This is a genomic window from Caballeronia sp. LZ028, assembly GCF_031451415.1.
GTDB classification, from domain to species: Bacteria; Pseudomonadota; Gammaproteobacteria; order Burkholderiales; family Burkholderiaceae; genus Caballeronia; species Caballeronia zhejiangensis.
On sequence record NZ_JARUXN010000004.1, the window covers coordinates 224,807 to 244,878 of the forward strand.

Here is a 20,072-nt window from a genome sequence, read left to right on the forward strand (position 1 = left end):
ACCCAAATTGCGTGTGACCGCGGGCGTATCGGGAGCTGCTTTCTTTGCTTACTTTCTTTGCAGCAGCAAAGAAAGTGAGTGCCGCCCCGCACAGGGGCAACGCTAATAGACCTCCGCGAACACAGGATTTCATAGAAGAAGCCGAATCTCCAAACATAAGGAACCCGAAATGAACATCACCCAAGGAACATTCTCCTTCCTGCCACCATTAACCGACGAAGAAATATCCGCACAGATCAATTACGCGTTAGAGCAAGGCTGGGCCTGCTCGGTGGAATACACCGACGATCCCCATCCAAGGAATACGTATTGGGAAATGTGGGGCCTCCCCATGTTCGACCTCCACGATGCCGCCGGCGTGCTGATGGAAGTGAACGAATGCCGCAAGACGTATCCGAACCACTACATCAAAGTAAACGCCTTCGACTCCGTCCGCGGATTCGAAACGATGCGCCTCTCGTTCATGGTGAATCGCCCAGCGGAAGAACGAGGCTTCCGACTCGAACGCCAGGACGACAGAAGCCGCATCCAGCGCTATGCGATCCGCACCTACGCAACCGATCGCCCGAGCGGCGAGCGTTATTGATGAGGAACACCGACCATGAACGCCGAAGCCACGCTCGAAGAAGCGCCGCAAGCGAAAGCGATGCACGCCGACCTGATGGCGCTCTATCGCGAATCGCGCATCGGCGAAGTACTGGCGGAACTGGACCGCGATCTCATCGGCCTCGCGCCGGTCAAGACGCGCATCCGCGAGATCGCCGCCCATCTGCTCGTGGAGCGCGCCCGCGAGACACTCGGTATCGCATCGGGTGCGCCCACGCTGCACATGTGCTTCTCGGGCAATCCCGGAACCGGCAAGACCACGGTTGCGCTGCGCATGGCGCAAGTGCTGCATCGCCTGGGCTATATCCGCCGCAATCATCTCGTCTCGGTGACACGCGACGATCTCGTCGGCCAGTACATCGGCCATACCGCGCCCAAAACGCGCGAAGTGCTCAAGCGTGCGATGGGCGGCGTGCTCTTCATCGACGAGGCCTATTACCTGTATCGCCCGGAAAACGAACGCGACTACGGACAGGAAGCCATTGAAATCCTGCTGCAAACGATGGAGAACCAGCGCGACGACCTCGTCGTGATCCTCGCGGGATACGAGTCGCGCATGGAGACGTTCTTTCATAGCAACCCGGGCTTTCGTTCGCGCATCGCGCATCACCTCGTATTTCCGGACTACGCGCCCGGCGAGCTTCTGCAAATCGCCGAGCACATGCTGAGCGACATGCACTACCGCTTCGACGACGCCGCCCGATGCGCCTTCGAAGACTATCTCGCGCATCGCATCAGACAGCCGAACTTCGCCAACGCGCGTTCGGTGCGCAATGCGCTGGATCGCGCGCGACTGCGTCAGGCGAACCGGCTGTTCGCCGCGGCCGAAAGCGGCAACGGTGTCGCCGATGCCAACGCGCTGATGCAACTCGACGCCAGCGATATCCGCGCGAGCCGCGTGTTCACCGATTCATAACTCGAAGGAGAACGCGATGCAGGATGGACGCACGACCTTATCGAAGTTCCTGATCGACACGCTCGACCGCAAGCCCGGACCCGAGGCGGCGAGCGGACTCTCCGCGCTGTTGATCGACGTGGCCGCATCGATCAAGACGATCGCGGCCGCATTGACGCGCGGCGCGTTGAGCGGACAGCACGGCTCGGCACAATCGATCAATACGCATGGCGAGGAACAAAAGAAGCTCGACCTCGTGACCAACGATATCTTCCTGCAGCATTGCGAATGGGACGGTCTGCTCGCGGGCATGGTGTCGGAAGAAATGGACGACGTCTACGCGATTCCCGAGCCGTATCCGCGCGGCGAGTATCTGCTCGCGTTCGATCCGCTCGATGGCTCGTCCAACATCGATATCAACGGCGTAGTCGGATCGATCTTCTCGGTGTTGAGGCGCGCGAGCGACGAAAGCGACGCGCCCAACGACGCAGCGTTTCTGCGTCCGGGCCGCGAGCAGGTTGCGGCAGGCTATGCGATCTACGGCCCGTCGACGATGCTCGTGCTCTCCGTCGGCAATGGCACGCACGGCTTCACGCTCGAACGCGATGTCGGCAACTTCGTGCTCACGCATTCCGATATTCGCATTCCCGAGGATTCGTGCGAGTTCGCGATCAACGCATCGAACGAGCGCTTCTGGGAACCCCCCGTGCGCCGCTACGTGCAGGAATGCAAGGACGGCCGCACCGGATGCCGCGCGCAGGACTTCAACATGCGCTGGATCGCATCGATGGTCGCGGAAGTGCATCGCATCCTCATGCGCGGCGGCGTGTTCATGTATCCGCGCGACTTCAAGACGCCAGCGATGGAAGGCCGCCTGCGTCTCCTGTATGAAGCCAGCCCGATGAGCTTTCTCGTCGAGCAGGCGGGCGGGCTGTCGATCACCGGGCGCGAACGCATTCTCGATGTCGAGCCGAAAGCGCTGCATCAACGCGTGCCCGTGATACTCGGCTCACGCAACGAAGTCGACCGCATTCAGCGCTATCACGGCGAATACGATCGCGGCGAGGACAAGCCGTTCACGTCGCCCTTGTTCAAGGAGCGCTCGCTGTTCCTGCCGGAAACGGAAGCCTGATCCCGCATCTGAAACGGCGCTCATCGATTACATTCAGGGAGACAAGCGCATGTCAGTCAAACATCCGATCGTTGCAGTGACCGGTTCGAGCGGCGCCGGCACCACCACCGTCATGAAGAGCTTCACGCATATCTTCAGGCGCGAAAAAATCAACGCGCAGATCGTCGAAGGCGATGCGTTCCATCGATACGATCGCCTCGGCATGCGCGAAGCGATGAAGCAGAGCGAACGCGACGGTCTCGTCAACTTCAGCCACTTCGGGCCGGAAGCGAATCTGCTGCTTGAACTCGAAACGCTGTTCGATACCTACGGCGAAACCGGCGGCGGCAAGTTTCGCCACTACGTGCACGATGAAGGCGAAGCCGTGCATTACAAGCAGGAAGCCGGCACCTTCACGCCATGGGAAGACGTCACGCCTGGCACGGACATGATGTTCTATGAAGGCCTGCATGGCGCAGCCGTCACCGACAAGGTCGATATCGCGCGTCATGCGGACTTGCTCGTCGGCGTGGTGCCGATCATCAATCTCGAATGGATTCAGAAGCTGCATCGCGATCAGACGATGCGCGGTTACTCGCATGAAGCCGTCGTCGATACGATCCTGCGCCGCATGCCCGATTACGTGAACTACATCTGCCCGCAATTCTCGCGCACGCATGTGAATTTCCAGCGCGTGCCGACCGTGGATACGTCGAACCCGTTCACGTCGCGCGAGATTCCGCAGCCCGACGAGAGCTTCGTCGTGATCCGCTTCGCGAAGCCGAAGGGCATCGACTTTCCGTATCTGTTGACGATGCTGCACGACTCGTTCATGTCGCGGCCGAATGTGATCGTCGTGCCCGGCGGCAAGATGGGTCTCGCGATGCAGCTCATCTTCACGCCGATGATCCTGCAGCTACGCGACCGGCGCGCGCGCGCATGAAAGGTTTCTCATCATCGCATCCAAGGAGGCATCACATGAATGCCGTCGCTGAAGCATTGCCCCGACTTCATCGCTCACCCGACACGCGGCAGATGGCGAACGCGTTGCGCATGCTCGCCGTCGATGCCGTGAGCCAGGCCAACTCCGGTCATCCCGGCATGCCGATGGGCATGGCGGAGATCGCGGTCGCGTTATGGGGAAGTCATCTGAAACATAATCCCGCCAATCCCGACTGGCCCGATCGCGACCGCTTCGTGCTGTCGAACGGGCACGGCTCGATGCTGCTCTATGCGTTGCTGCATCTGAGCGGCTATGACTTGTCCATCGACGAGATCAAGCGCTTCCGGCAGATTGGCAGCAAGACGCCCGGACATCCGGAATTCGGCGTGACGCCCGGCGTCGAAACGACGACCGGACCGCTCGGGCAAGGGCTGACGAACGCAGTCGGCATGGCGCTTGCCGAAGCGTTGCTCGCGCGCGAGTTCAATCGGCCGGGGCATGAGATCGTCGACCATCGCACGTATGTTTTCGCGGGCGATGGCTGTCTGATGGAAGGCGTGTCGCACGAAGCGGCGTCGCTTGCGGGCACGTTGCGGCTGAACAAGCTCACCGTGCTTTACGACGACAACGGCATTTCCATCGATGGCCACGTCGACGGCTGGTTCACCGACGATACGCCGAGGCGCTTCGAATCGTACGGCTGGCATGTCGTGCGCGCGGTGGACGGCCACGATGTCGACGACGTATCGCATGCGTTGCAGCTCGCGCGCGAGTCGGACCGGCCGACGCTGATCTGCTGCAAGACGGTGATCGGCCTCGGCGCGCCGAAGATGGCCGGCACGCACGATGTGCACGGCGCGCCGCTTCCCGCCGACGAAGTGGAAGCGACGCGGCACGCGCTTGGCTGGATGCATCCGCCGTTCGAGATCCCATCGCCGATACGCGCGCTGTGGGACGCGCGCGAGGCGGGCGCGGCGGCACAGGACGACTGGAATCGTCGCTTCGGTGCGTATCGCCGCGTGTTTCCGGGCGAGGCCGCCGAATTCGAGCGGCGCGTGCGCGGCGCGTTGCCCGCGAACTGGCGCGACACGGCGCATACGCTCGTGCGCGATGCGGATCGCGCGCGACAGAGCATCGCGACCCGCAAGGCGTCGCAACTCGCGATCGAAGGACTGGCGCGCGCGTTGCCCGAACTGCTCGGCGGTTCGGCCGACCTGACCGGCTCGAATCTCACGCGCTGGAAGGACGCGGTCGATGTAAGCGCCGCGCCGGAGAAGGGCAACTACATCCACTTCGGCGTGCGCGAGTTCGGCATGAGCGCGGTGCTGAACGGCGTTGCGCTGCATCGCGGGTATCTGCCGTTCGGCGGCACGTTTCTGACGTTCTCCGACTATTCGCGCAATGCGCTGCGCATGGCCGCGCTGATGAAGACGCGAACGGTGTTCGTTTTCACGCACGATTCCATCGGACTCGGCGAGGATGGCCCGACGCATCAGCCGATCGAACACGCCGCGACGCTGCGCATGATTCCGGGCCTCGACGTGTGGCGTCCGTGCGATACGGTCGAGACGATGCAGGCGTGGATCGGCGCGATCGAGCGCGACCGGCCTTCGTGTCTGCTGTTGTCGCGGCAGAATTTGCCGTTCGTGCCGCGCGACGAAGCGCAGATCGACGGCATCGAGCGCGGCGGCTACGTGCTCGCCGACTGGCCTTCGACTTGCGAGCGCGATGCGCGCCGCGTCGTGTTGATCGCGACCGGCTCGGAAGTGGCGCTTGCGCTCGCCGCCGTCGAGCCGCTGAAGAAAGAGGGCATTCTCGCGCGCGTCGTGTCGATGCCTTCGACGACCGTGTTCGATCGCCAGTGCAACGCGTGGCGCGAACGCGTGCTGCCCGAAGGCGTGCCGCGTCTCGCGATCGAAGCGGGCGTCACGGCGTTCTGGCGGCAGTACGTCGGGCTGAATGGCGGCGTGATCGGCATCGATCGCTTCGGTGAATCGGCGCCCGCCAGCGAACTGTTCGCGCACTTCGGCGTGACGACCGATGCGCTCGTCGACGAAGCGCGCCGCGTGGCCGCATGATTTTCGCGTTTTGCATGGAGACATCACGATGGCTTTCATCGCATTGAGGCAGTTGCTGGATCACGCGGCGGAGCACGGTTACGGCGTGCCCGCGTTCAACGTCAACAACATGGAGCAGGTCCACGCGATCATGCAGGCGGCCGAGGCGACGAGAAGCCCGGTCATCCTGCAGGCGTCGGCGGGCGCGCGCAAGTATGCGGGCGAGCCGTATCTGCGGCATCTGGTGTTGGCGGCGGTCGAGGCGCATCCGGATATTCCGGTGGTGCTGCATCAGGATCACGGCGCGAGCCCGTCGGTTTGCCAGCAGGCGATTCGTTCGGGCTTCACCTCCGTGATGATGGACGGCTCGCTCATGCCCGATCAGAAAACGCCCGCGGAATACGACTACAACGTGGACGTGAGCCGGCGCGTCGTCGAGGCGGCGCATTCGGTGGGCGTGTCGGTGGAGGGCGAGCTGGGTTGTCTCGGATCGCTGGAGACGGGGCGCGCCGGCGACGAGGACGGCGTCGGCGCACAAGGCGCGCTGAGTCACGATCGCCTGCTGACCGATCCCGACGAAGCGCGCGCGTTCGTCGAGGCGACGGGCATCGATGCGCTCGCGATCGCCATCGGCACGTCGCACGGCGCTTACAAGTTCAGCCGCCAGCCAACCGGCGATATTCTCGCGATCGACCGCATCGCCGAGATTCACGCGCGCATTCCGGATACGCATCTCGTGATGCACGGTTCGTCGTCAGTGCCGCAGGAATGGCTCGCGATCATCCGCGAGCATGGCGGCGAGATACCGGCGACGTTCGGCGTGCCCGTCGATGAAATTCGGCGCGGCATCGCGAACGGCGTGCGCAAGGTGAACATCGATACGGATATCCGGCTCGCGATGACCGGCGCGATGCGGCGCGCGATGGCGTCGGCGAAGTCGGAGTTCGATCCGAGGCATGCGCTGAAGGCGGCGACGGCGGCGGCGCGGGATTTATGCGTCGAGCGGTTCGAGGCGTTCGGCTGCGCGGGACACGCGGATCGCATCAGGCCGATGGGACTCGAGGCGATGGCGAAGCGGTATCACTGAGAGGAGCGCCGCTCGGTAAGACGGGCGGCTTTAGGCAGATCCTTCTGCGCTTCTTCGACACTGAAAATATACTCGTGTCCTCGGATAGTTAAGGAGAACTTCGATGCTATCCGAGTGCAATCGCCCCACCAATATGCCAAACCGCCAATCGAAACAATTGGGACCTATTTCATGCCTACCGAATCACCGACAGCCATCCCCGCATGTTCCATCTCGGCCCTGCGCAATCGAAGATCGTACGACATGAGCAGCGCCCGCATCTGCGGCGACATGCCGTGATAGTGAACGAGAAAGCTCGACGGCACACGAAAGCCCCACGGCGTGTTGATGTCAACGAGGCTGCATATGTCTTCGCTGCCCAACGATGCCTGCTCCGAGACCGCGCAATTGAAATGCCATTGATCCCCGCCGCCCGATAGGAGACTTTGCTTGTCATCGACGTTCTCGACGCTTGCGATGACCCGATCGAGTAGCGCGGCATTCGCAGGCGTGCGGCGAAAGCCCATCACGCCTGAATTGAAAATCCAGGTGCCGACATCGCGCGCAAGAACGAGATCGCGGCTGCTGCAGAAAGACTCGAGTGGCCGGTCGAGATCGTTGACGAGCGTGTCGGCGTCGAGCCAGAAAGCCCATTCGTGATGCGGGAGGTTTTCGCGCAGCAGGAAAGGCTTGACCCAATTGCCGCGCATCGGCAGGCGTTCGGCGATGCGGCGCGGAACCTCGCGATGCACGTACAAGGTATAGCCATGACGTTCGCAATACTCACGCAGGTTCGCTTCTGCGATGCGTCCGTAGATCGCTGCCTCTGGCGTGTAGACGGTCGTGATCGACACGGGCCGTCCGGGATTGCAGGTGCTCATGGCCGTCATCGTGCTTTCATCGGATGCGCCGTCCTCGAACGCACGCGCATGGTTGTTGCGATGTGCATTGAGATGCTCGATGAGCGCTTCCCGCAGCCGGGGATGCACGCATGTTCGCGAGAGATCGGCGTGCTCTTCGGCGATAGCGAGCGCGAATACGCGAAAACGCGGCCATACGGGCATGAGGGGGCCACTGGCGGCGAGCACCGCGTAGATCGGATTCCGCGCGTTACCGCAAACGCGAGGAAACGTGCATGCATCGAAGGCATCGAGCAGGTCGGTTTCGATTGGCGGTATAGGCGATCCGAACCGGCAGCGATTCACGACTTTCAGCAGCTCGGCGCGCACCCGAGCCGTGTTGCGCCAGATTTGAACATCGGGTTGAGGCCGCACGTCCTTGATACGGGTGAGCAGCCAGTCGCGTTCGCCGAGCACGAAGTCGAGCGGCACCGGCTCGACGATCGCAGCGTTCTCGCTCAGCAACAAAACGATCTCGCCCTCTTCGGCGCGGTGCATTTCGGAGAGCAGCGACTCGTACTTGAAGAGCCATTGCGCCGGCGCGTTCCGATAGATGTCTGCCGCGTCGATGACGATATGGCGATACCCATGCAAGGCGGCATAGTGTCGATGATTGTCGAGCGCTGCGCGGGAGGGGTGAAGAAAAAGACTGATGACTTGCATGATGGCGGCGCCGCTCCGTTGAAAGGAGAGCTGCGCGAAGGCTTAAAGGCGTGGAGAAATGTTCAACGGCGGATGCGAAGTACAAAAAACTAAGGATTACGCTGTAGTTCATGTTGTTAGCGGAACCGCATTTTAGGCTATTTGCAGTCAACCATTGAATAGTTCGAGCAACCTTTTTGGAGCGATGTCATCATGCCTACCGAATCACCGACTGCCGAACTCGGCGCGATCGCATCCCGTTTCGTGCTCCCCGCGACCGACGGCAGCATGCACACACCTCATTCTCTGAAGGGTGAGAACGGCCTCGTGATCGTCTTCATGTGCAATCACTGTCCCTACGTGAAGGCCGCGATGCCGAACCTGATCCGCGATGCGCGCGCGTTGCATGAAATCGGCGTCAACGTGGCAGGCATCAATTCGAACGATGCGGCCGTCTACACCGACGACGCCTTCGATCGCATGATCGCGGTCGCCGAAGAATGGAACCTGCCGTTTCCGTATCTGCGCGACGAAACGCAGGAAATCGCGCGCGCGTATGGCGCGGTCTGCACGCCGGAGTGCTTCGGCTTCGACCGCGAATTGCGCCTGAAATATCGCGGCCGAATCGATGCGTCGCGCAAGCAGGCTTTGCCCGATGCGCGCCGCGATCTCTTCGAAGCGATGCGCGCAGTAGCAATAAACGGCGAAGCGCCCGAAGCGCAATATCCCGCGCTCGGCTGCTCGATCAAATGGAAGCCTTAGCTTGTCTTTTTTGTGCTGCCGGGCGCATGCCACGCCATCAGGTCTTCATCGGGCCGATCGACTTCGCATCCCCAATCGAGTTGCTCATCCTGATCGAAGCGCTTGCCCAGCTGCCACGCGATTTCCGCGCGCGCGAGCTGCACGCCGAGGTAGAACGCGTGCCCGCCATCGTTTTCGATCTTCAGCGCGGGATAGAGCGCGAACGGATCGACGGCGACGTGATGCCCGTCGCGGTTATAGACATGTATGCCGTCCGCCGATACTTGCACGCGAAAATTCGGATCGCGCACGGCGGCGGCGAATGCGGCGATCTCTTGGGCATCGTACGGAAACGGCCGCTTTGCGTGCAGCGCGGACAGATCGGCGGATATGCCTTTGGGCAGCGTCTGCGTTTCGCGCGCGGCGTGCATCACGCGACGCGCGACATCGGCTTCGCGAACGGCGCGGCGCGCGTGCAGGCTGACCGACGTCGTCAGCACGGCGGCGATGCGCAATTCCGCCGCCATGCCGAACAACACTGCGTTGATGCCGCTCGTGTCGGCCTCGGTCAGCTCGGTCACATTGCCGACGCCCATCATGATCGGCACTTCGGGATGACGCTCGCGCAACGACACGTAACGCGCGATGGACGCCGCGAGCCCGAACGGAATCGGATCGAGAATCGGATCGGCGAGAAAGGCGCGGCCGCGCCTCGTCATCGCATCGATTGCGGCATCGAGCGATGCGACGTCCGCGGGCTCGCGCGGCACGAGTATCGGCGTCGAAGCAATTTCATCAGTTATCCATAGCGTATCGACGTTGAGGCTCATCACATAGTCCGCGCCCGCGCGCCCGCCGCGCACGAGTTCCTCTTCACGCATCGAATCGACGCTCACGCGATAGCCTTGCTCTTTAAGCATCGCGACCGCGTCCTCGAGATGAGCAAACGGCGTTTCCGGCAGACAGCCGATATCGATTACATCCGCGCCTTGCCGCTTGTATTCGCGCGCGCGCGCCGCGATGCCGTCGAGATCGAGACGCGGCGCATCGACGATCTCCGCGAATATCTCCGTCTCGTAGCGCGACAGATCGACATGCCGCGCCTCGCGTCCGAAGAATTGCGGCAAGTCCTTCACCTCTTCGGGACCGCGCTCGACCTTCACGCCGTAATGCGCGGTGAGGGCGTCGAGATCGCCGCGGCATCGGCCGGGCACGATCATGCGAGTCGTGCCTTCGCCCAAGGGCGTCGCGACGCGCCGGCGGATCATGTCGGCGGTCATCAGGCCCGCGACCTGAAGGCCGATCTCGCGCACTTCCCATGTGAACGGCGATCCTGCGGCCACAGGCGCGATGCTTTCGAGCACTTGCCGAAGGCTCGGCTCCGCGAGCCGTCCCGTCAGGAAGACGATGTGTTCCATGCGAGCTTCAGGTCCGCCAGGCGTTGATCGAGCGCGGCTTTGAGATCGTCGAGCGAGCGGGCCACCGTGGTATGCGCGAAGCGCGCGAGCCGCTCGACGTTCTCGAACTCGATCGCGCGCGGCCTCACTTCGACCCATTCGTGCGGGGCCTGCGTGATGACGGAGGGCGCGGTATCGCATGCGAACACGATGCCCGGCACGCATTGCTTGCCGGCTTGCGCATAGAGATTGGTGGGCAGGGTGTCGGAGATGCCGAACGCGCATTTGGCGACGGTGTTGCTCGTCGCGGGCGCGATCACGACCGTGTGATATTCGCCGTTATAGATCATGCCGACGGGCACGCTGCTCGCGCTGTTGTCGCGCAACACCTTGAAGTGCTCGCGCAGTTTCGCGACAGTCCAGCCGTAGAGCGGCAGCACTTCCTCGCCGGCAGACGAGAGAAACAGATCGACGCCCGGAAGCTGCCGTGCGAGCGCGATCGATTCTTCGAGCATATGGCCCGAGCCCGTCACGCACCACGCAAAGCGCGCGTCGGGCTTGAACTCGTCGAGCCGGCGGGCGGGCGTGGGTTGCGTCATGCGTCGGATGCGCCCGGCGTATCGTGCGACAGCCGGATATGCAGACGATGCATCTTCCGATACAGCGTATTGCGGCTGATGCCGAGCACCTTCGCGACATTGCTCACGTTCCAGCGATGCTCGTCGAGCAACTGAAGCACGGTCTCGCGCTCCTTGACCTGGATCGCGTTGAGCGACGACGTATCGGCATCGTCGGCGAGATGCGGCGCTGCGGTTATCGGCGTGCGTGCGGCGGTTTGCGTGACCGGCGCGACGCCGTTCGCGATCTCTGGCGGCAGATGCGCGCAGCGAATCTCGGGGCCGTCGCAGAGTGCGATCGCCATCTGCAGCACATGCCGCAACTGGCGGATATTGCCCGGCCACGGATAGTTCAAGAGCGCCTGCTTCGCTTCGGCGGAAAGCGCGGGCGGTTCTTCGGCTTCGGTCTCGAGAATATGGCCGATGAGCGCGAGCGCATCGGCGCGTTCGCGCAGCGGCGGCAGATTGATCTCGATACCGTTCAGCCGGTAATACAGGTCCTCGCGGAACATGCCCGTTTGCACGAGCTCGACGAGATTGCGGTGGCTCGCGCTGATGAGCTGAAAGTCCACCTTCACCGTCGTTTCCGCGCCGAGCGGCGTGACCTCGTGTTCTTCGAGCACGCGCAGAAGACGCGCTTGCAACGCGAGCGGCATGTCGCCGATTTCATCGAGGAAAAGGGTGCCGCCGTTCGCCTGCACGATCTTGCCGCGACGGCCTTCACGCTGCGCGCCGGTGAACGCACCGGCGCGATATCCGAACAGTTCGCTTTCGATCAGATTCTCCGGCAGCGATGCGCAATTCACCGCGACGAACGCACCGGTTCCGTTAGGGCTGATGCTGTGCAGCGCATTGGCGAAGACTTCCTTGCCGGTGCCTGTCTGGCCGCGCAGGATGATCGGGATCTTCCGCTGGATCACGCGCGCCGCGAGTTGAATCTGCGAGGCCATGCGCGGATCGCCGAACTCCAGATGCGCGAGCTTGTCGAGGCGGCCCGCCGATGCCGGCTCGCGCGCGTCCTTCTTCGACGCTTTGGCGCGCGCGCCGGGCGCGGACAGATCGCGCGATGCCGGATCGTTCATCAGGATGCGCGTTGCGCCCTTCGCGCCTTCGCGCGACGTCTGCGCAGTGAGGAAGAAGCGGCTGTTCGCCTTCGCGCTGTAGACCGTCACCGGATGGAACGAGCCGCGAATGCTGCGCGCGATCATGTCTTCGAGCGACGCATTGAACGCTTCCTCGATGCGCTTGCCGCACAGCTCGGCGGGCGAGCGCAGATCGAGCTGGAAGAGGGCGCTGCGGCTTGCGGCGAGCACGACGCCGTCGTCGCTGACGGCGAGCTTGCCCGCATGCAGAGTGCCGACGAACTCGGGCCGGCTATGAAAGTGGATCATGTTCGCGTGCCGGTAGCGCGCATCGATCAGACGATTTTCGATCATCTGCCGCGACATGCCGACGAGCACGAGCGAATGCTGCTGCAACAGCTTCGAGCGGCTCGTGACATCGAGCACGCCGACGACGGTGCCGCGTTCATCGAAGATCGGCGCGGCGGAGCACGTGAGCGATGTATAGCGTGGATAGAAATGCTCGTGCTGACAAACGGCGATGCAGTCGCGCTCGATGAGGCACGTGCCCATGCCGTTGGTACCGGCTTCGCGCTCGCTCCACATCGCGCCGACGCGCAGGCCGTCGGCGGCGACGGCTTCGCCGAACGGCACCGACGACACCTGATGCACGATGACGCCATCGGCATCGACGAGCACGACGGCGAGTTCAGGATCGGCGAGTTGCTGATAGAGCGTCGTCATTTCGAGCTTCGAGCACGCGATGAGATCGCTCGCGGCTTCGCGACGCTCGTTGAGTTCGTGCTGCGCGAGCACGGGCGGCATGACGAAGCGGCCTGGATCGAGCCTGAATTCCGTGAGGCATCGCAGCCACGATTGCGCGACCGAATCGCTGGCGCGGCGCGCGGCCAGCGGATTATTGACGATGTTCAGCACTTCCCGGACATGCGTGTCTACGTCAGCAAGTGACGACATGGGGGCAAGTCTCCGTTGCGCCGCATTCCGGTGCGCGTTTCGCGCGGCCGTTCGACGCCGAATCTGTTGTGTTTTACGCTGGCGCTGCGGCCAATCGTGCCTGAAGGCGCGCCTCGTGGCCGGATGATCGGGAGATTTCAGGTGCTGTCTGCGGACCCGAACGACCGGTTCTCAAAAACTGTACATCCTTAGGCGCGTAGGTTCAATAAGTAGTCGCATAGAGTGATGCGAACGCGCCCGCTTTTTGCTTGCCATTCGCGGATGGATTCGGCGATTGGCGCCGGGTCTCTTTTCTATAAAGGGCCGCATTCGCGCGGTGATGAACATATGGGCCGATTCGAACCGATCCGCGAAGCTGCGTATGTTGCGCCGCAACCTGATGCGTCCCTATCGCATGCTGCAATGGACATCGTTTATATCGAGGGACTGACGGGGCAGACGGTTATCGGCATCGACAAGAGCGAGCTGCATGATCCGCAGCCGGTGCGGATGAGCCTCGCGATCGGAGTGCCGTCGTTGCGCGCCTGCGTGACGGATCGGATCGAGGACACGGTCAACTATGCGGCAGTGCGGGAGGCGGTTCACGGGCTGCTTGCGTCGCATGGATTGCAGTTGCTGGAGGCGCTGGCGGAGCGCATCGCGCAAATGCTTATCGCGGATTTCGGTGCGCATTGGGTAAGGGTTACGCTGGCCAAGCCAGCCAAGTTCGATGATGTCGATGCTGTAGGTGTTGTGATTGAGCGACGACGTAGCGTCGATGTGCGGGGCGGCGGTTCTGTTAGCCTTGCTTGGATCGGGCGGGGGTATGTGCCGGGGTGATGGGTTTTTGGTTTTTTTCGCTTTTGGTTTTTGGCTTTGGTTTTCGCCGGATCCCGGTTTCGCGTCGGTCTATTAGCGTTGCCCCTGTGCTAATAGACCGACACGATCACGGGATCCGGCGAAATCAAGAGCGCGAGAGAAAACCGCAAGCAAAAAGAACTTCACTTGGCAGCAGCCTTCTGCTGAATCCCACAAGCCTTATAAGCATCCCTCTGCAATTCCCGATACTTTTTGGTTTGAGCCTTCGCGCGATCCACGCGAAACTCTGCCCCACCTTCCCCACCCAACGTAGCGTACTTAGAAAACGTAGATTGCTCGACGTAATCGTCATAAGTAAGCACCTTGGCGATCTTGTCGATCGCACACGAGCACTTGTACACGTTGGCGAAATCGTGCCCGTTATCGTCCATGCATCCGAGCACGTATTCCACGCGCCCTTCGGTCGGATAATCGTGCGTCTTCGCCGGCGGCGGCCCGCCACCCGCGCCTGTCGCGGCGAACGAAAGCGGCGAGATCAGCGAGAGGCAAAGAAGCACCGACAACGCGCAGCAACGTGGGGTCATGCGAAGAGCCTCGTGGTTATGAAACGAACAACGCCAAAACAGCCGGCACGCAAAAGACCCACACGCACCGGCCCCAAACAACAGATCAGCTCGGCGAGAACGGATGCGACATCGTTCCCTTCTTCGATACTACATCTTGGGCCGATGGCTCGCCCGCCACCGCGCGCGCAATCGCTTCCTTCGTCGCCTGATAGTTGAAGTCGTGAATCTTCTGGTCGTTGTCCGCTTCCCAGTGAATGAACACGCCGACGCAAATGAACAGGTCGTCGGCTTCGTCGGCGGGAATGACGCCGCCTTCCACGCTGTCGGCGACAGCCATCGCCACCGCGCGCTGCGCCGGGCCGAACATCTGCACGGCCTGCTTCGCGCCCTTGATCGTCACCTTGTTGAAGAGAATCGTGTTCGGCTTGGTCAGCAGATTCGGCGCAACCACGGCGAGCAGCGACGTGAAGCCGTCCTTGTTGTTCGTGAGCGCGTTGCAGAACGCGGTCTCGGCAGCGGAACCTCGCGGTCCGATGATCAAGTCGATGTGTGCCACCTCGTTGCCATCGCCGACGAGCGACTCTCCTACCAGGACGCGGTTGATCTTGGCCATGCTGTTCCTCCAGTGATGTGTGGTTCTAGGGACTAGCGACTTGCTCTCGACTCGCGACGGGCACCTCTTTAGCCGCGCAAGGCTCGCGGTCCCACCGGATTGCCGATGCGACCGCTCAACCGCGAACTTCCTAACATGTTCCGTGCCAATTTCCGGTCCGCGCGGGCAGACTTCATGCATTCGCCGTTGACGTCGTCAACGCGACGAAAAGCGCCGCCACCGCGAGGTCCGCGCTCGTGCCGGGATTGATGCCGCGCGCCTTCAGTTCGGCATCCCATCGATCGAGCGCGGGCGACTCCGCGGGACAACCCGCCGCGTGCCAGTTCGCGCGATGCATCGCCGCATCGCGCGTGACACTTTGCGCCATCGCCGCGCCCTGCTTGCGCACAATGTGCGAATCGGGCCAGCCGGAAAGAAACGTCAGGAACGCTTCCAGCATCGCGCGATGCTCCGTCGCCGACGACACGGCGCCCACCGCATCGAGGCCCGCGCCGAAGATATCGGCGAAACCGTTCTCATACTGACGCGCAATGCTGTCGCGATCCGCCGCGAGCGACATCGCCGCGCGCAAGGTCACGGTCGGCGGCGCATGCACGGGCTGCTCGGGCGCGTCGCCGAGGCCGCCCGGATTCGCCAGCGCGATCGCGCGATACGCGAGGCGCGCATCGTCGACGTCCAGTTCCGCGAGCACGCGCTCGGTCGCCGCGCGCCAGCGCGATGGATCGATCGGAGCGTCGCCATCGAAACGTTCGAGCGCGGCGCACAAAGGCGCGGCGAGCAGCACGATGCCCAGATTCGTGTTGCAGCCGACCGCGTCGAAAGTCCGCCGCACGGCGTCGAGAATGCGCGCGCCCACGCGTGCGCGCGGCGTGAAAAGTCCCGCCGCCGCCGTGCCCGCGCTCGCGATGAATTGCGCCGATGTCATGTTGTGCCCCGCGCTCGCGACGCTCACGTTGCCGGGCTTCCTGGTCTCGACATCGAGCCGGCACGCGCGCAGAAACGCGGTGCGCGCGGCGTCAGACGCGCTCATCGCCGCTGGCGAGCGCAAGCGGGCCTTTCGATGCGGCCAGCTTGCGATCGAGAAAATCGTCGACGAGCAGCGCCGCGATATCGCGCGGCGTCACCGATTGCAAACCGCGCCACGCCGCGACGCCGTTCACTTCGAGCACGACCGGCCGTCCGCCTTCCGCCGGAATCAGATCGACGCCCGCGTAGTCGAGACCGAGCGCCTGTGTCGCGCGCACGGAGATGTCTGCGAGCGCGGGCGTGATTTCGGCAGGCTCGCATTTCGCGCCGCGCGCGAAGTTGTGGATCCAGTCTTCGCCGCCGACGCGCTTCATCGCCGCGACCGCCTTGCCGCCGATAACGAGCACGCGCCAGTCGAAGCCAGGCGCACCCGCATCGACATAACGCTGCAGATACGCGACCTGACTGAAGGGTTCCAGCGACGGCAGCGTCACGCCGGGCTTCTTCAGCCCTTTGCCCTGCGAACCGAAAAGCGGCTTCATCACGACTTGCCGGCCCGCCGCCGCCTCGCGCATCAGCACGCGCTGCGCATGCGACGGCGATTCGCTTGCCCACGTCGCGGGCGTCGGCACGCCGTATCGGTTGAGCAGAAAGCTCGTCATCGACTTGTCGACGCTGCGCTCGATCGCGCGCGCATCGTTATAGACGGGCACGCCGCTCTCGCGCAGCGCATGCAGGATGCCGAGCCGCAACGTCACCTGCTCGAACGTGCCGCCCGCGATGCCGCGCACGAACACCGCGTCGGGCAGCGTGTGGCCGAAGCCGGGAATCGCGAGACCGTGCGGTTTCCATGTCGTGTCGATGCGGCAATCCGCGAGATCGACGCAACGCGCTTCGACATCGCGCGCGCGGAATGCTTTCTTCAGGCGGCCGGTGTGCCAGCCTGTCTCATCGGTCATGATGGCGACGCGCAAGCTCATGACGCGCTCCATTGCGCGTCGAGCAAAGGCTTGTCGACCTTGCCGCCGTGATACGTCGCGCCGCTTTCGAGACTCGACACCCACGCTTCGGCGGGCGCGAAGAGCGCCGGATCGATCTGATAGAAGTCGTAGTTGAACGACGTGAAGATCTCCGCGAACGGACGCCCGTAATCGCGCGCATTCGACGACGGCAATTCGGCGGCGAGCCGCTTCGCGACCGCATCGCTTTTGACCGTCAGATGCACGCGGCCGCCGTAGAGGATCGCGTCGTTGGTGCGGCCCATCGCCTGGATGCCGTCGGGCGCGGGCGGCGGAAGCGGCGCGCTGCCGCTGCCTTCGACGATCTCCGCGAGATCGACGCCCAGCACATGCGTCTTGTGCAGCGCGACTTCCACGACACGCGCGACGACCTGCACCGTGCCCGCAACAGACTGTGTCGGCGTCACGGCGATGACGAGCTTGTCCGGCGCGAGGCCGCAATCGTTGAGCACTTTGTCGATGACAACTTGCGGCGGCAGCCGGTCCACTTCCATCACGAGCGCACCGCGATCGTGGCGGTCGCGATAGCCCAGTTCGTCGAAGAGCGGTTCCTTGCACGCGAGCGCGCGCGCCGGCCCCGAGCCGAGCGAGAAAAATTTCTTGCCGCCCGTTTGCTCCTTGGTCGCGGAAAGGCTCCAACCCGCGTACTGACTCGCGAGGCACGCGAGCACCGGGTTGCTCGTATGCACTTCGATGAAGCTCGGCCAAAGCGGTGCGTCATCGAACGCGCTGCGCCGCGCGACCCGCCCGAGCCCGCCCATGCAGATGCGCGCGATCAGGATGCCCGCGTCGGCGCTGCCTTTGGCGTCCACGCCCGCATCGACGATGACGGTGCCGCCATCGGTGCGCGTGACGTCGACGTGAAGACGCGCGGCATCGTCGATGAGACGCGCGACGAGCCGCTCGCTCGATGCGTTGACGCTCACCGCCGAATCCGCCTGGAAAGTTGAAGTCATGGTCTCGATAAGAGTTCGATGCGTTGCAAAAGGCGCGCATGCTCGCGATCCAGCGCGTCGCGCAGATCGGAGAACGCGGGCGCGGACGCGGTCATCGTGCAGACCGGCTGGCCCGCTTCGATGCGCGCGCCGACGAGCGGCACGTCGTGACACGCTGGATCGTCGAAACATGCGTCGCTGAACGCGGGCGACGCCGTGAAGCCTTCGTGCGCGAACACGACGCGCTGCCCCGCATGGAGCGGCGGGGTGCGAGCGGCGGTATCCGGCGCGTGCGGCAGCTCGCCGTGCAGACACGCATCCAGATGCGCGCCGATCAAACCGCGCGGCCAGGCGTCGGGCCAGGCGGCTTCATAGAGCGCCATCGTCGATGACGGGCGCGTGTTGATTTCGAGCACGCTGAACGTGTCGCCGTCGAGCAGAAAGTCGATGCTGTTCAGCCCCGTCAGATCCGTTTGCCAGACGATTCGATCAATCGCTTCGACGATGCGCGCCGCGATGCGCGCGGACAATCGCACCGGCCCGAGCGAGCCCGCGTGCACGAAGGGCAGACGTCCCGCCGCGACCGTCAGTTGCTCCGCGAAGCCGATGACCGCCGCCTCGCGATGCGCGGCGACGAAAAGCGCGGACATCGAACGGCCCGGCGCGAGCCCCTGAAAATACGCGCCGGCGGGCGCGCGCCCGACATCATCGGCCCATTCGATATGCGTGCCGCCGCAGCCGTCCGAACGTTTGACGAGCCAGCCGCTGCGATCGGCGGGCGGCGTGTAGCGCACTTCCGGATGCGCGATGTGCGCTTCGTCGAGCAGCGCGAAGAAGCGGCGCGGATCGCGCACCGCCGCCGCCTGCGCGCCGTTGCCGATGAAGCGCGGCATGTGCGGCGCGCGGCTCAGTTCGCCCGCGAGCGGCTCCAGTCCGCTCGTCACGATGAGACCGAGCATGCGCGGCAGGCGCGCGGCGTGTTCGAGCGCATCGAAGAGACGCGCGCGATCGATCGACAGACCCTTGCCGCCAATATCGAACCACATGCCCGCGTGCTCGCGCGTGTCGCGATCGCCGAAGATATCGAGCGCGACGACGTTCAGTCCCGCGCGCGCCGCCGATTGCGCCAGAAGCCGCGCCGACAAACCCGCGACGGCGATGCGCGGTGCGCGCGATAGCTCGCCTGCGATCATGAGCTTTGTCCCGCGACGATCGCGCGGGCTTCGTCGAATGCTTCGGGAAAGCCGAGATAAACGGGCTTGCCGCCGGTGCGCATGCGCAAAAACAGCCGATGCTCCGCCTGATATTTGACGTTGCCGATCGCGAGCGCGCCGATGCCGACCGCGTCCGCGCGCGCGGCGCCCGCGAGCGGCTTGCCGTCGTCCATCACGTTGACGCCGGCGATGCCTTCGGGCGGCACGGCGTTCACATCGGCGGCGATCAGCAGGTTTTTTGCGTGGGCGAGATCGGCGGATGTCATCACCTGTACGCCCGCGACCGCCGTCGCGAACACGACTTCGGCGCGCGCGAGTTCGCGATGCAACTGATCGGGCGAGCCGGTCGCGACGCCCGAAGTCGCGATATCGAAGCGGCGATTGATTTCGTCGCTTACTTGCGTCGCGCGCGACTGGCTCGAATGGCTCGCGACGACGACATCCGCGCCGAGCGATGCGGCCATCGCCGCGGCCACGCGTCCGACCGCGCCGGTGCCGCCGAGAATGAGCACGCGCTTGCCGCCGAGATCGACGGAATGCGCGGCGCGCAGATGCTTTTCCGCGAGCGCGACGAGCGCGGCGGCGGTCGTGTACGCGCCGCTCGGATCGGCGAAGACGGAGACTTCGAACGGCGGGACCATCGCGTTGCGGGCTTTTTCGAGCATGTCGGCGGCGAGCATCACGTCGCGTCCGCCGATGAAGATGCCCGTGCGCGACACGCCTTTTGGCCCGCGCGAGAAGATCGCGTCCTGCGTGAGCTGCACGACGATGTCTTCATCGACATTGCAGTAGGGCACGAGGATCTGATAGCCCGCGTCGGCGGCCATGTTCACATCGAACGGACTCATTTGCGGCGTGCTGGTGAACATGTGCAGGACGTAGGGTCTTTCGGTGGCTTCGGGCATGGCGATGGACTCGTTGGGCGTGGTGGATGGTTCGATGTGCGTTCCG

At 63.7% G+C, this 20,072-nt stretch carries 19 protein-coding genes; 8 read left to right on the top strand and 11 right to left on the bottom strand.

Going from position 1 to position 20,072, the window contains the following annotated elements; translation table 11 throughout:
- Positions 1-169 precede the first annotated feature (169 nt).
- The 6 genes from QCE58_RS23750 to fba are packed head-to-tail and all read left to right on the top strand — an operon-like array spanning position 170 to position 6,699.
- On the top strand, positions 170-586 hold the full coding sequence (locus QCE58_RS23750; RefSeq protein ID WP_008354337.1) for a ribulose bisphosphate carboxylase small subunit: 417 nt from the start codon (positions 170-172) through the stop codon (positions 584-586).
- Positions 587-601: 15 nt separating this feature from the next.
- A complete protein-coding gene (cbbX, locus tag QCE58_RS23755) occupies positions 602-1,522 on the top strand; it encodes a CbbX protein (RefSeq protein WP_008354338.1) in 921 nt (306 codons plus the stop codon).
- A gap of 16 nt (positions 1,523-1,538) precedes the next feature.
- Positions 1,539-2,633 (top strand): class 1 fructose-bisphosphatase, encoded by a 1,095-nt coding sequence (locus QCE58_RS23760; RefSeq protein WP_008354339.1) that lies wholly within the window; start codon positions 1,539-1,541, stop codon positions 2,631-2,633.
- Positions 2,634-2,682: 49 nt separating this feature from the next.
- On the top strand, positions 2,683-3,555 hold the full coding sequence (locus QCE58_RS23765; RefSeq protein WP_175982833.1) for a phosphoribulokinase: 873 nt from the start codon (positions 2,683-2,685) through the stop codon (positions 3,553-3,555).
- Between the two features lie 35 nt (positions 3,556-3,590).
- Positions 3,591-5,633 (top strand): transketolase, encoded by a 2,043-nt coding sequence (tkt, locus tag QCE58_RS23770; protein WP_250521834.1) that lies wholly within the window; start codon positions 3,591-3,593, stop codon positions 5,631-5,633.
- A gap of 28 nt (positions 5,634-5,661) precedes the next feature.
- Positions 5,662-6,699: a class II fructose-bisphosphate aldolase gene (gene fba / locus QCE58_RS23775; RefSeq protein WP_008354342.1), complete on the top strand. Its 1,038-nt coding sequence runs from the start codon at positions 5,662-5,664 to the stop codon at positions 6,697-6,699.
- Between the two features lie 164 nt (positions 6,700-6,863).
- On the opposite strand, the gene QCE58_RS23780 is transcribed toward fba, so the two are convergent.
- Positions 6,864-8,240 carry a galactosyl transferase GMA12/MNN10 domain protein gene (locus tag QCE58_RS23780; RefSeq protein ID WP_250521833.1) on the bottom strand — a complete coding sequence of 459 codons (1,377 nt, stop codon included), beginning with the start codon at positions 8,238-8,240 and terminating at the stop codon, positions 6,864-6,866.
- Between the two features lie 192 nt (positions 8,241-8,432).
- Between QCE58_RS23780 and QCE58_RS23785 the strand changes: the two genes are divergently transcribed.
- Positions 8,433-8,981, top strand: a complete 549-nt coding sequence (locus QCE58_RS23785) for a thioredoxin family protein (protein WP_250521832.1) — start codon at positions 8,433-8,435, stop codon at positions 8,979-8,981.
- On the opposite strand, the gene QCE58_RS23790 is transcribed toward QCE58_RS23785, so the two are convergent.
- Genes QCE58_RS23790 through QCE58_RS23800 form a run of 3 tightly spaced genes read right to left on the bottom strand, consistent with a single transcriptional unit; the run spans position 8,978 to position 13,010 of the window.
- Positions 8,978-10,378, bottom strand: a complete 1,401-nt coding sequence (locus QCE58_RS23790; RefSeq protein ID WP_250521831.1) for a DUF6513 domain-containing protein — start codon at positions 10,376-10,378, stop codon at positions 8,978-8,980. The genes QCE58_RS23785 and QCE58_RS23790 overlap by 4 nt on opposite strands.
- Complete coding sequence (locus QCE58_RS23795; RefSeq protein ID WP_250521830.1) at positions 10,357-10,956, bottom strand: flavoprotein; 600 nt, start codon at positions 10,954-10,956, stop codon at positions 10,357-10,359. The genes QCE58_RS23790 and QCE58_RS23795 overlap by 22 nt, the downstream gene beginning before the upstream one ends.
- Positions 10,953-13,010, bottom strand: a complete 2,058-nt coding sequence (locus tag QCE58_RS23800) for a sigma-54-dependent Fis family transcriptional regulator (RefSeq protein WP_250436148.1) — start codon at positions 13,008-13,010, stop codon at positions 10,953-10,955. Before QCE58_RS23800 ends, QCE58_RS23795 begins: the two co-directional genes overlap by 4 nt.
- A 327-nt stretch (positions 13,011-13,337) precedes the next feature.
- Between QCE58_RS23800 and QCE58_RS23805 the strand changes: the two genes are divergently transcribed.
- Positions 13,338-13,829 carry a dihydroneopterin aldolase gene (locus QCE58_RS23805; RefSeq protein ID WP_075583615.1) on the top strand — a complete coding sequence of 164 codons (492 nt, stop codon included), beginning with the start codon at positions 13,338-13,340 and terminating at the stop codon, positions 13,827-13,829.
- Positions 13,830-13,990: 161 nt separating this feature from the next.
- On the opposite strand, the gene QCE58_RS23810 is transcribed toward QCE58_RS23805, so the two are convergent.
- The 7 genes from QCE58_RS23810 to QCE58_RS23840 form a co-directional block, all read right to left on the bottom strand.
- The gene (locus tag QCE58_RS23810; protein WP_008354350.1) at positions 13,991-14,392 is read right to left on the bottom strand and encodes a hypothetical protein; all 402 of its coding nucleotides are present in this window, start codon (positions 14,390-14,392) and stop codon (positions 13,991-13,993) included.
- 85 nt (positions 14,393-14,477) lie between these two features.
- Positions 14,478-14,987: a formaldehyde-activating enzyme gene (fae, locus tag QCE58_RS23815; RefSeq protein ID WP_008354351.1), complete on the bottom strand. Its 510-nt coding sequence runs from the start codon at positions 14,985-14,987 to the stop codon at positions 14,478-14,480.
- 172 nt (positions 14,988-15,159) lie between these two features.
- The gene (locus QCE58_RS23820; RefSeq protein ID WP_250521829.1) at positions 15,160-16,017 is read right to left on the bottom strand and encodes a triphosphoribosyl-dephospho-CoA synthase; all 858 of its coding nucleotides are present in this window, start codon (positions 16,015-16,017) and stop codon (positions 15,160-15,162) included.
- On the bottom strand, positions 16,004-16,933 hold the full coding sequence (locus tag QCE58_RS23825; protein ID WP_175982839.1) for a RimK family alpha-L-glutamate ligase: 930 nt from the start codon (positions 16,931-16,933) through the stop codon (positions 16,004-16,006). Before QCE58_RS23825 ends, QCE58_RS23820 begins: the two co-directional genes overlap by 14 nt.
- Positions 16,930-17,928 carry a methenyltetrahydromethanopterin cyclohydrolase gene (mch, locus tag QCE58_RS23830; protein WP_008354354.1) on the bottom strand — a complete coding sequence of 333 codons (999 nt, stop codon included), beginning with the start codon at positions 17,926-17,928 and terminating at the stop codon, positions 16,930-16,932. The genes QCE58_RS23825 and mch overlap by 4 nt, the downstream gene beginning before the upstream one ends.
- Complete coding sequence (locus QCE58_RS23835; RefSeq protein WP_250521828.1) at positions 17,925-19,100, bottom strand: ATP-grasp domain-containing protein; 1,176 nt, start codon at positions 19,098-19,100, stop codon at positions 17,925-17,927. The genes mch and QCE58_RS23835 overlap by 4 nt, the downstream gene beginning before the upstream one ends.
- Positions 19,097-20,026 carry an NAD(P)-dependent methylenetetrahydromethanopterin dehydrogenase gene (locus QCE58_RS23840; protein ID WP_008354357.1) on the bottom strand — a complete coding sequence of 310 codons (930 nt, stop codon included), beginning with the start codon at positions 20,024-20,026 and terminating at the stop codon, positions 19,097-19,099. Before QCE58_RS23840 ends, QCE58_RS23835 begins: the two co-directional genes overlap by 4 nt.
- Positions 20,027-20,072 lie beyond the last annotated feature (46 nt).

Excerpts from the sequence above, each read along its gene's own strand:
- QCE58_RS23795 (WP_250521830.1), bottom strand. The coding sequence starts at position 10,956 with ATGACGCAACCCACGCCCGCCCGCCGGCTCGACGAGTTCAAGCCCGAC.
- QCE58_RS23835 (WP_250521828.1), bottom strand. The coding sequence starts at position 19,100 with ATGATCGCAGGCGAGCTATCGCGCGCACCGCGCATCGCCGTCGCGGGT.
- cbbX (WP_008354338.1), top strand. The coding sequence starts at position 602 with ATGAACGCCGAAGCCACGCTCGAAGAAGCGCCGCAAGCGAAAGCGATG.
- QCE58_RS23810 (WP_008354350.1), bottom strand. The coding sequence starts at position 14,392 with ATGACCCCACGTTGCTGCGCGTTGTCGGTGCTTCTTTGCCTCTCGCTG.
- QCE58_RS23765 (WP_175982833.1), top strand. The coding sequence starts at position 2,683 with ATGTCAGTCAAACATCCGATCGTTGCAGTGACCGGTTCGAGCGGCGCC.
- QCE58_RS23790 (WP_250521831.1), bottom strand. The coding sequence starts at position 10,378 with ATGGAACACATCGTCTTCCTGACGGGACGGCTCGCGGAGCCGAGCCTT.
- QCE58_RS23805 (WP_075583615.1), top strand. The coding sequence starts at position 13,338 with ATGGGCCGATTCGAACCGATCCGCGAAGCTGCGTATGTTGCGCCGCAA.
- mch (WP_008354354.1), bottom strand. The coding sequence starts at position 17,928 with ATGACTTCAACTTTCCAGGCGGATTCGGCGGTGAGCGTCAACGCATCG.
- QCE58_RS23780 (WP_250521833.1), bottom strand. The coding sequence starts at position 8,240 with ATGCAAGTCATCAGTCTTTTTCTTCACCCCTCCCGCGCAGCGCTCGAC.
- QCE58_RS23760 (WP_008354339.1), top strand. The coding sequence starts at position 1,539 with ATGCAGGATGGACGCACGACCTTATCGAAGTTCCTGATCGACACGCTC.
- QCE58_RS23785 (WP_250521832.1), top strand. The coding sequence starts at position 8,433 with ATGCCTACCGAATCACCGACTGCCGAACTCGGCGCGATCGCATCCCGT.
- QCE58_RS23750 (WP_008354337.1), top strand. The coding sequence starts at position 170 with ATGAACATCACCCAAGGAACATTCTCCTTCCTGCCACCATTAACCGAC.
- QCE58_RS23840 (WP_008354357.1), bottom strand. The coding sequence starts at position 20,026 with ATGCCCGAAGCCACCGAAAGACCCTACGTCCTGCACATGTTCACCAGC.
- fba (WP_008354342.1), top strand. The coding sequence starts at position 5,662 with ATGGCTTTCATCGCATTGAGGCAGTTGCTGGATCACGCGGCGGAGCAC.
- QCE58_RS23825 (WP_175982839.1), bottom strand. The coding sequence starts at position 16,933 with ATGAGCTTGCGCGTCGCCATCATGACCGATGAGACAGGCTGGCACACC.
- fae (WP_008354351.1), bottom strand. The coding sequence starts at position 14,987 with ATGGCCAAGATCAACCGCGTCCTGGTAGGAGAGTCGCTCGTCGGCGAT.
- tkt (WP_250521834.1), top strand. The coding sequence starts at position 3,591 with ATGAATGCCGTCGCTGAAGCATTGCCCCGACTTCATCGCTCACCCGAC.
- QCE58_RS23800 (WP_250436148.1), bottom strand. The coding sequence starts at position 13,010 with ATGTCGTCACTTGCTGACGTAGACACGCATGTCCGGGAAGTGCTGAAC.
- QCE58_RS23820 (WP_250521829.1), bottom strand. The coding sequence starts at position 16,017 with ATGAGCGCGTCTGACGCCGCGCGCACCGCGTTTCTGCGCGCGTGCCGG.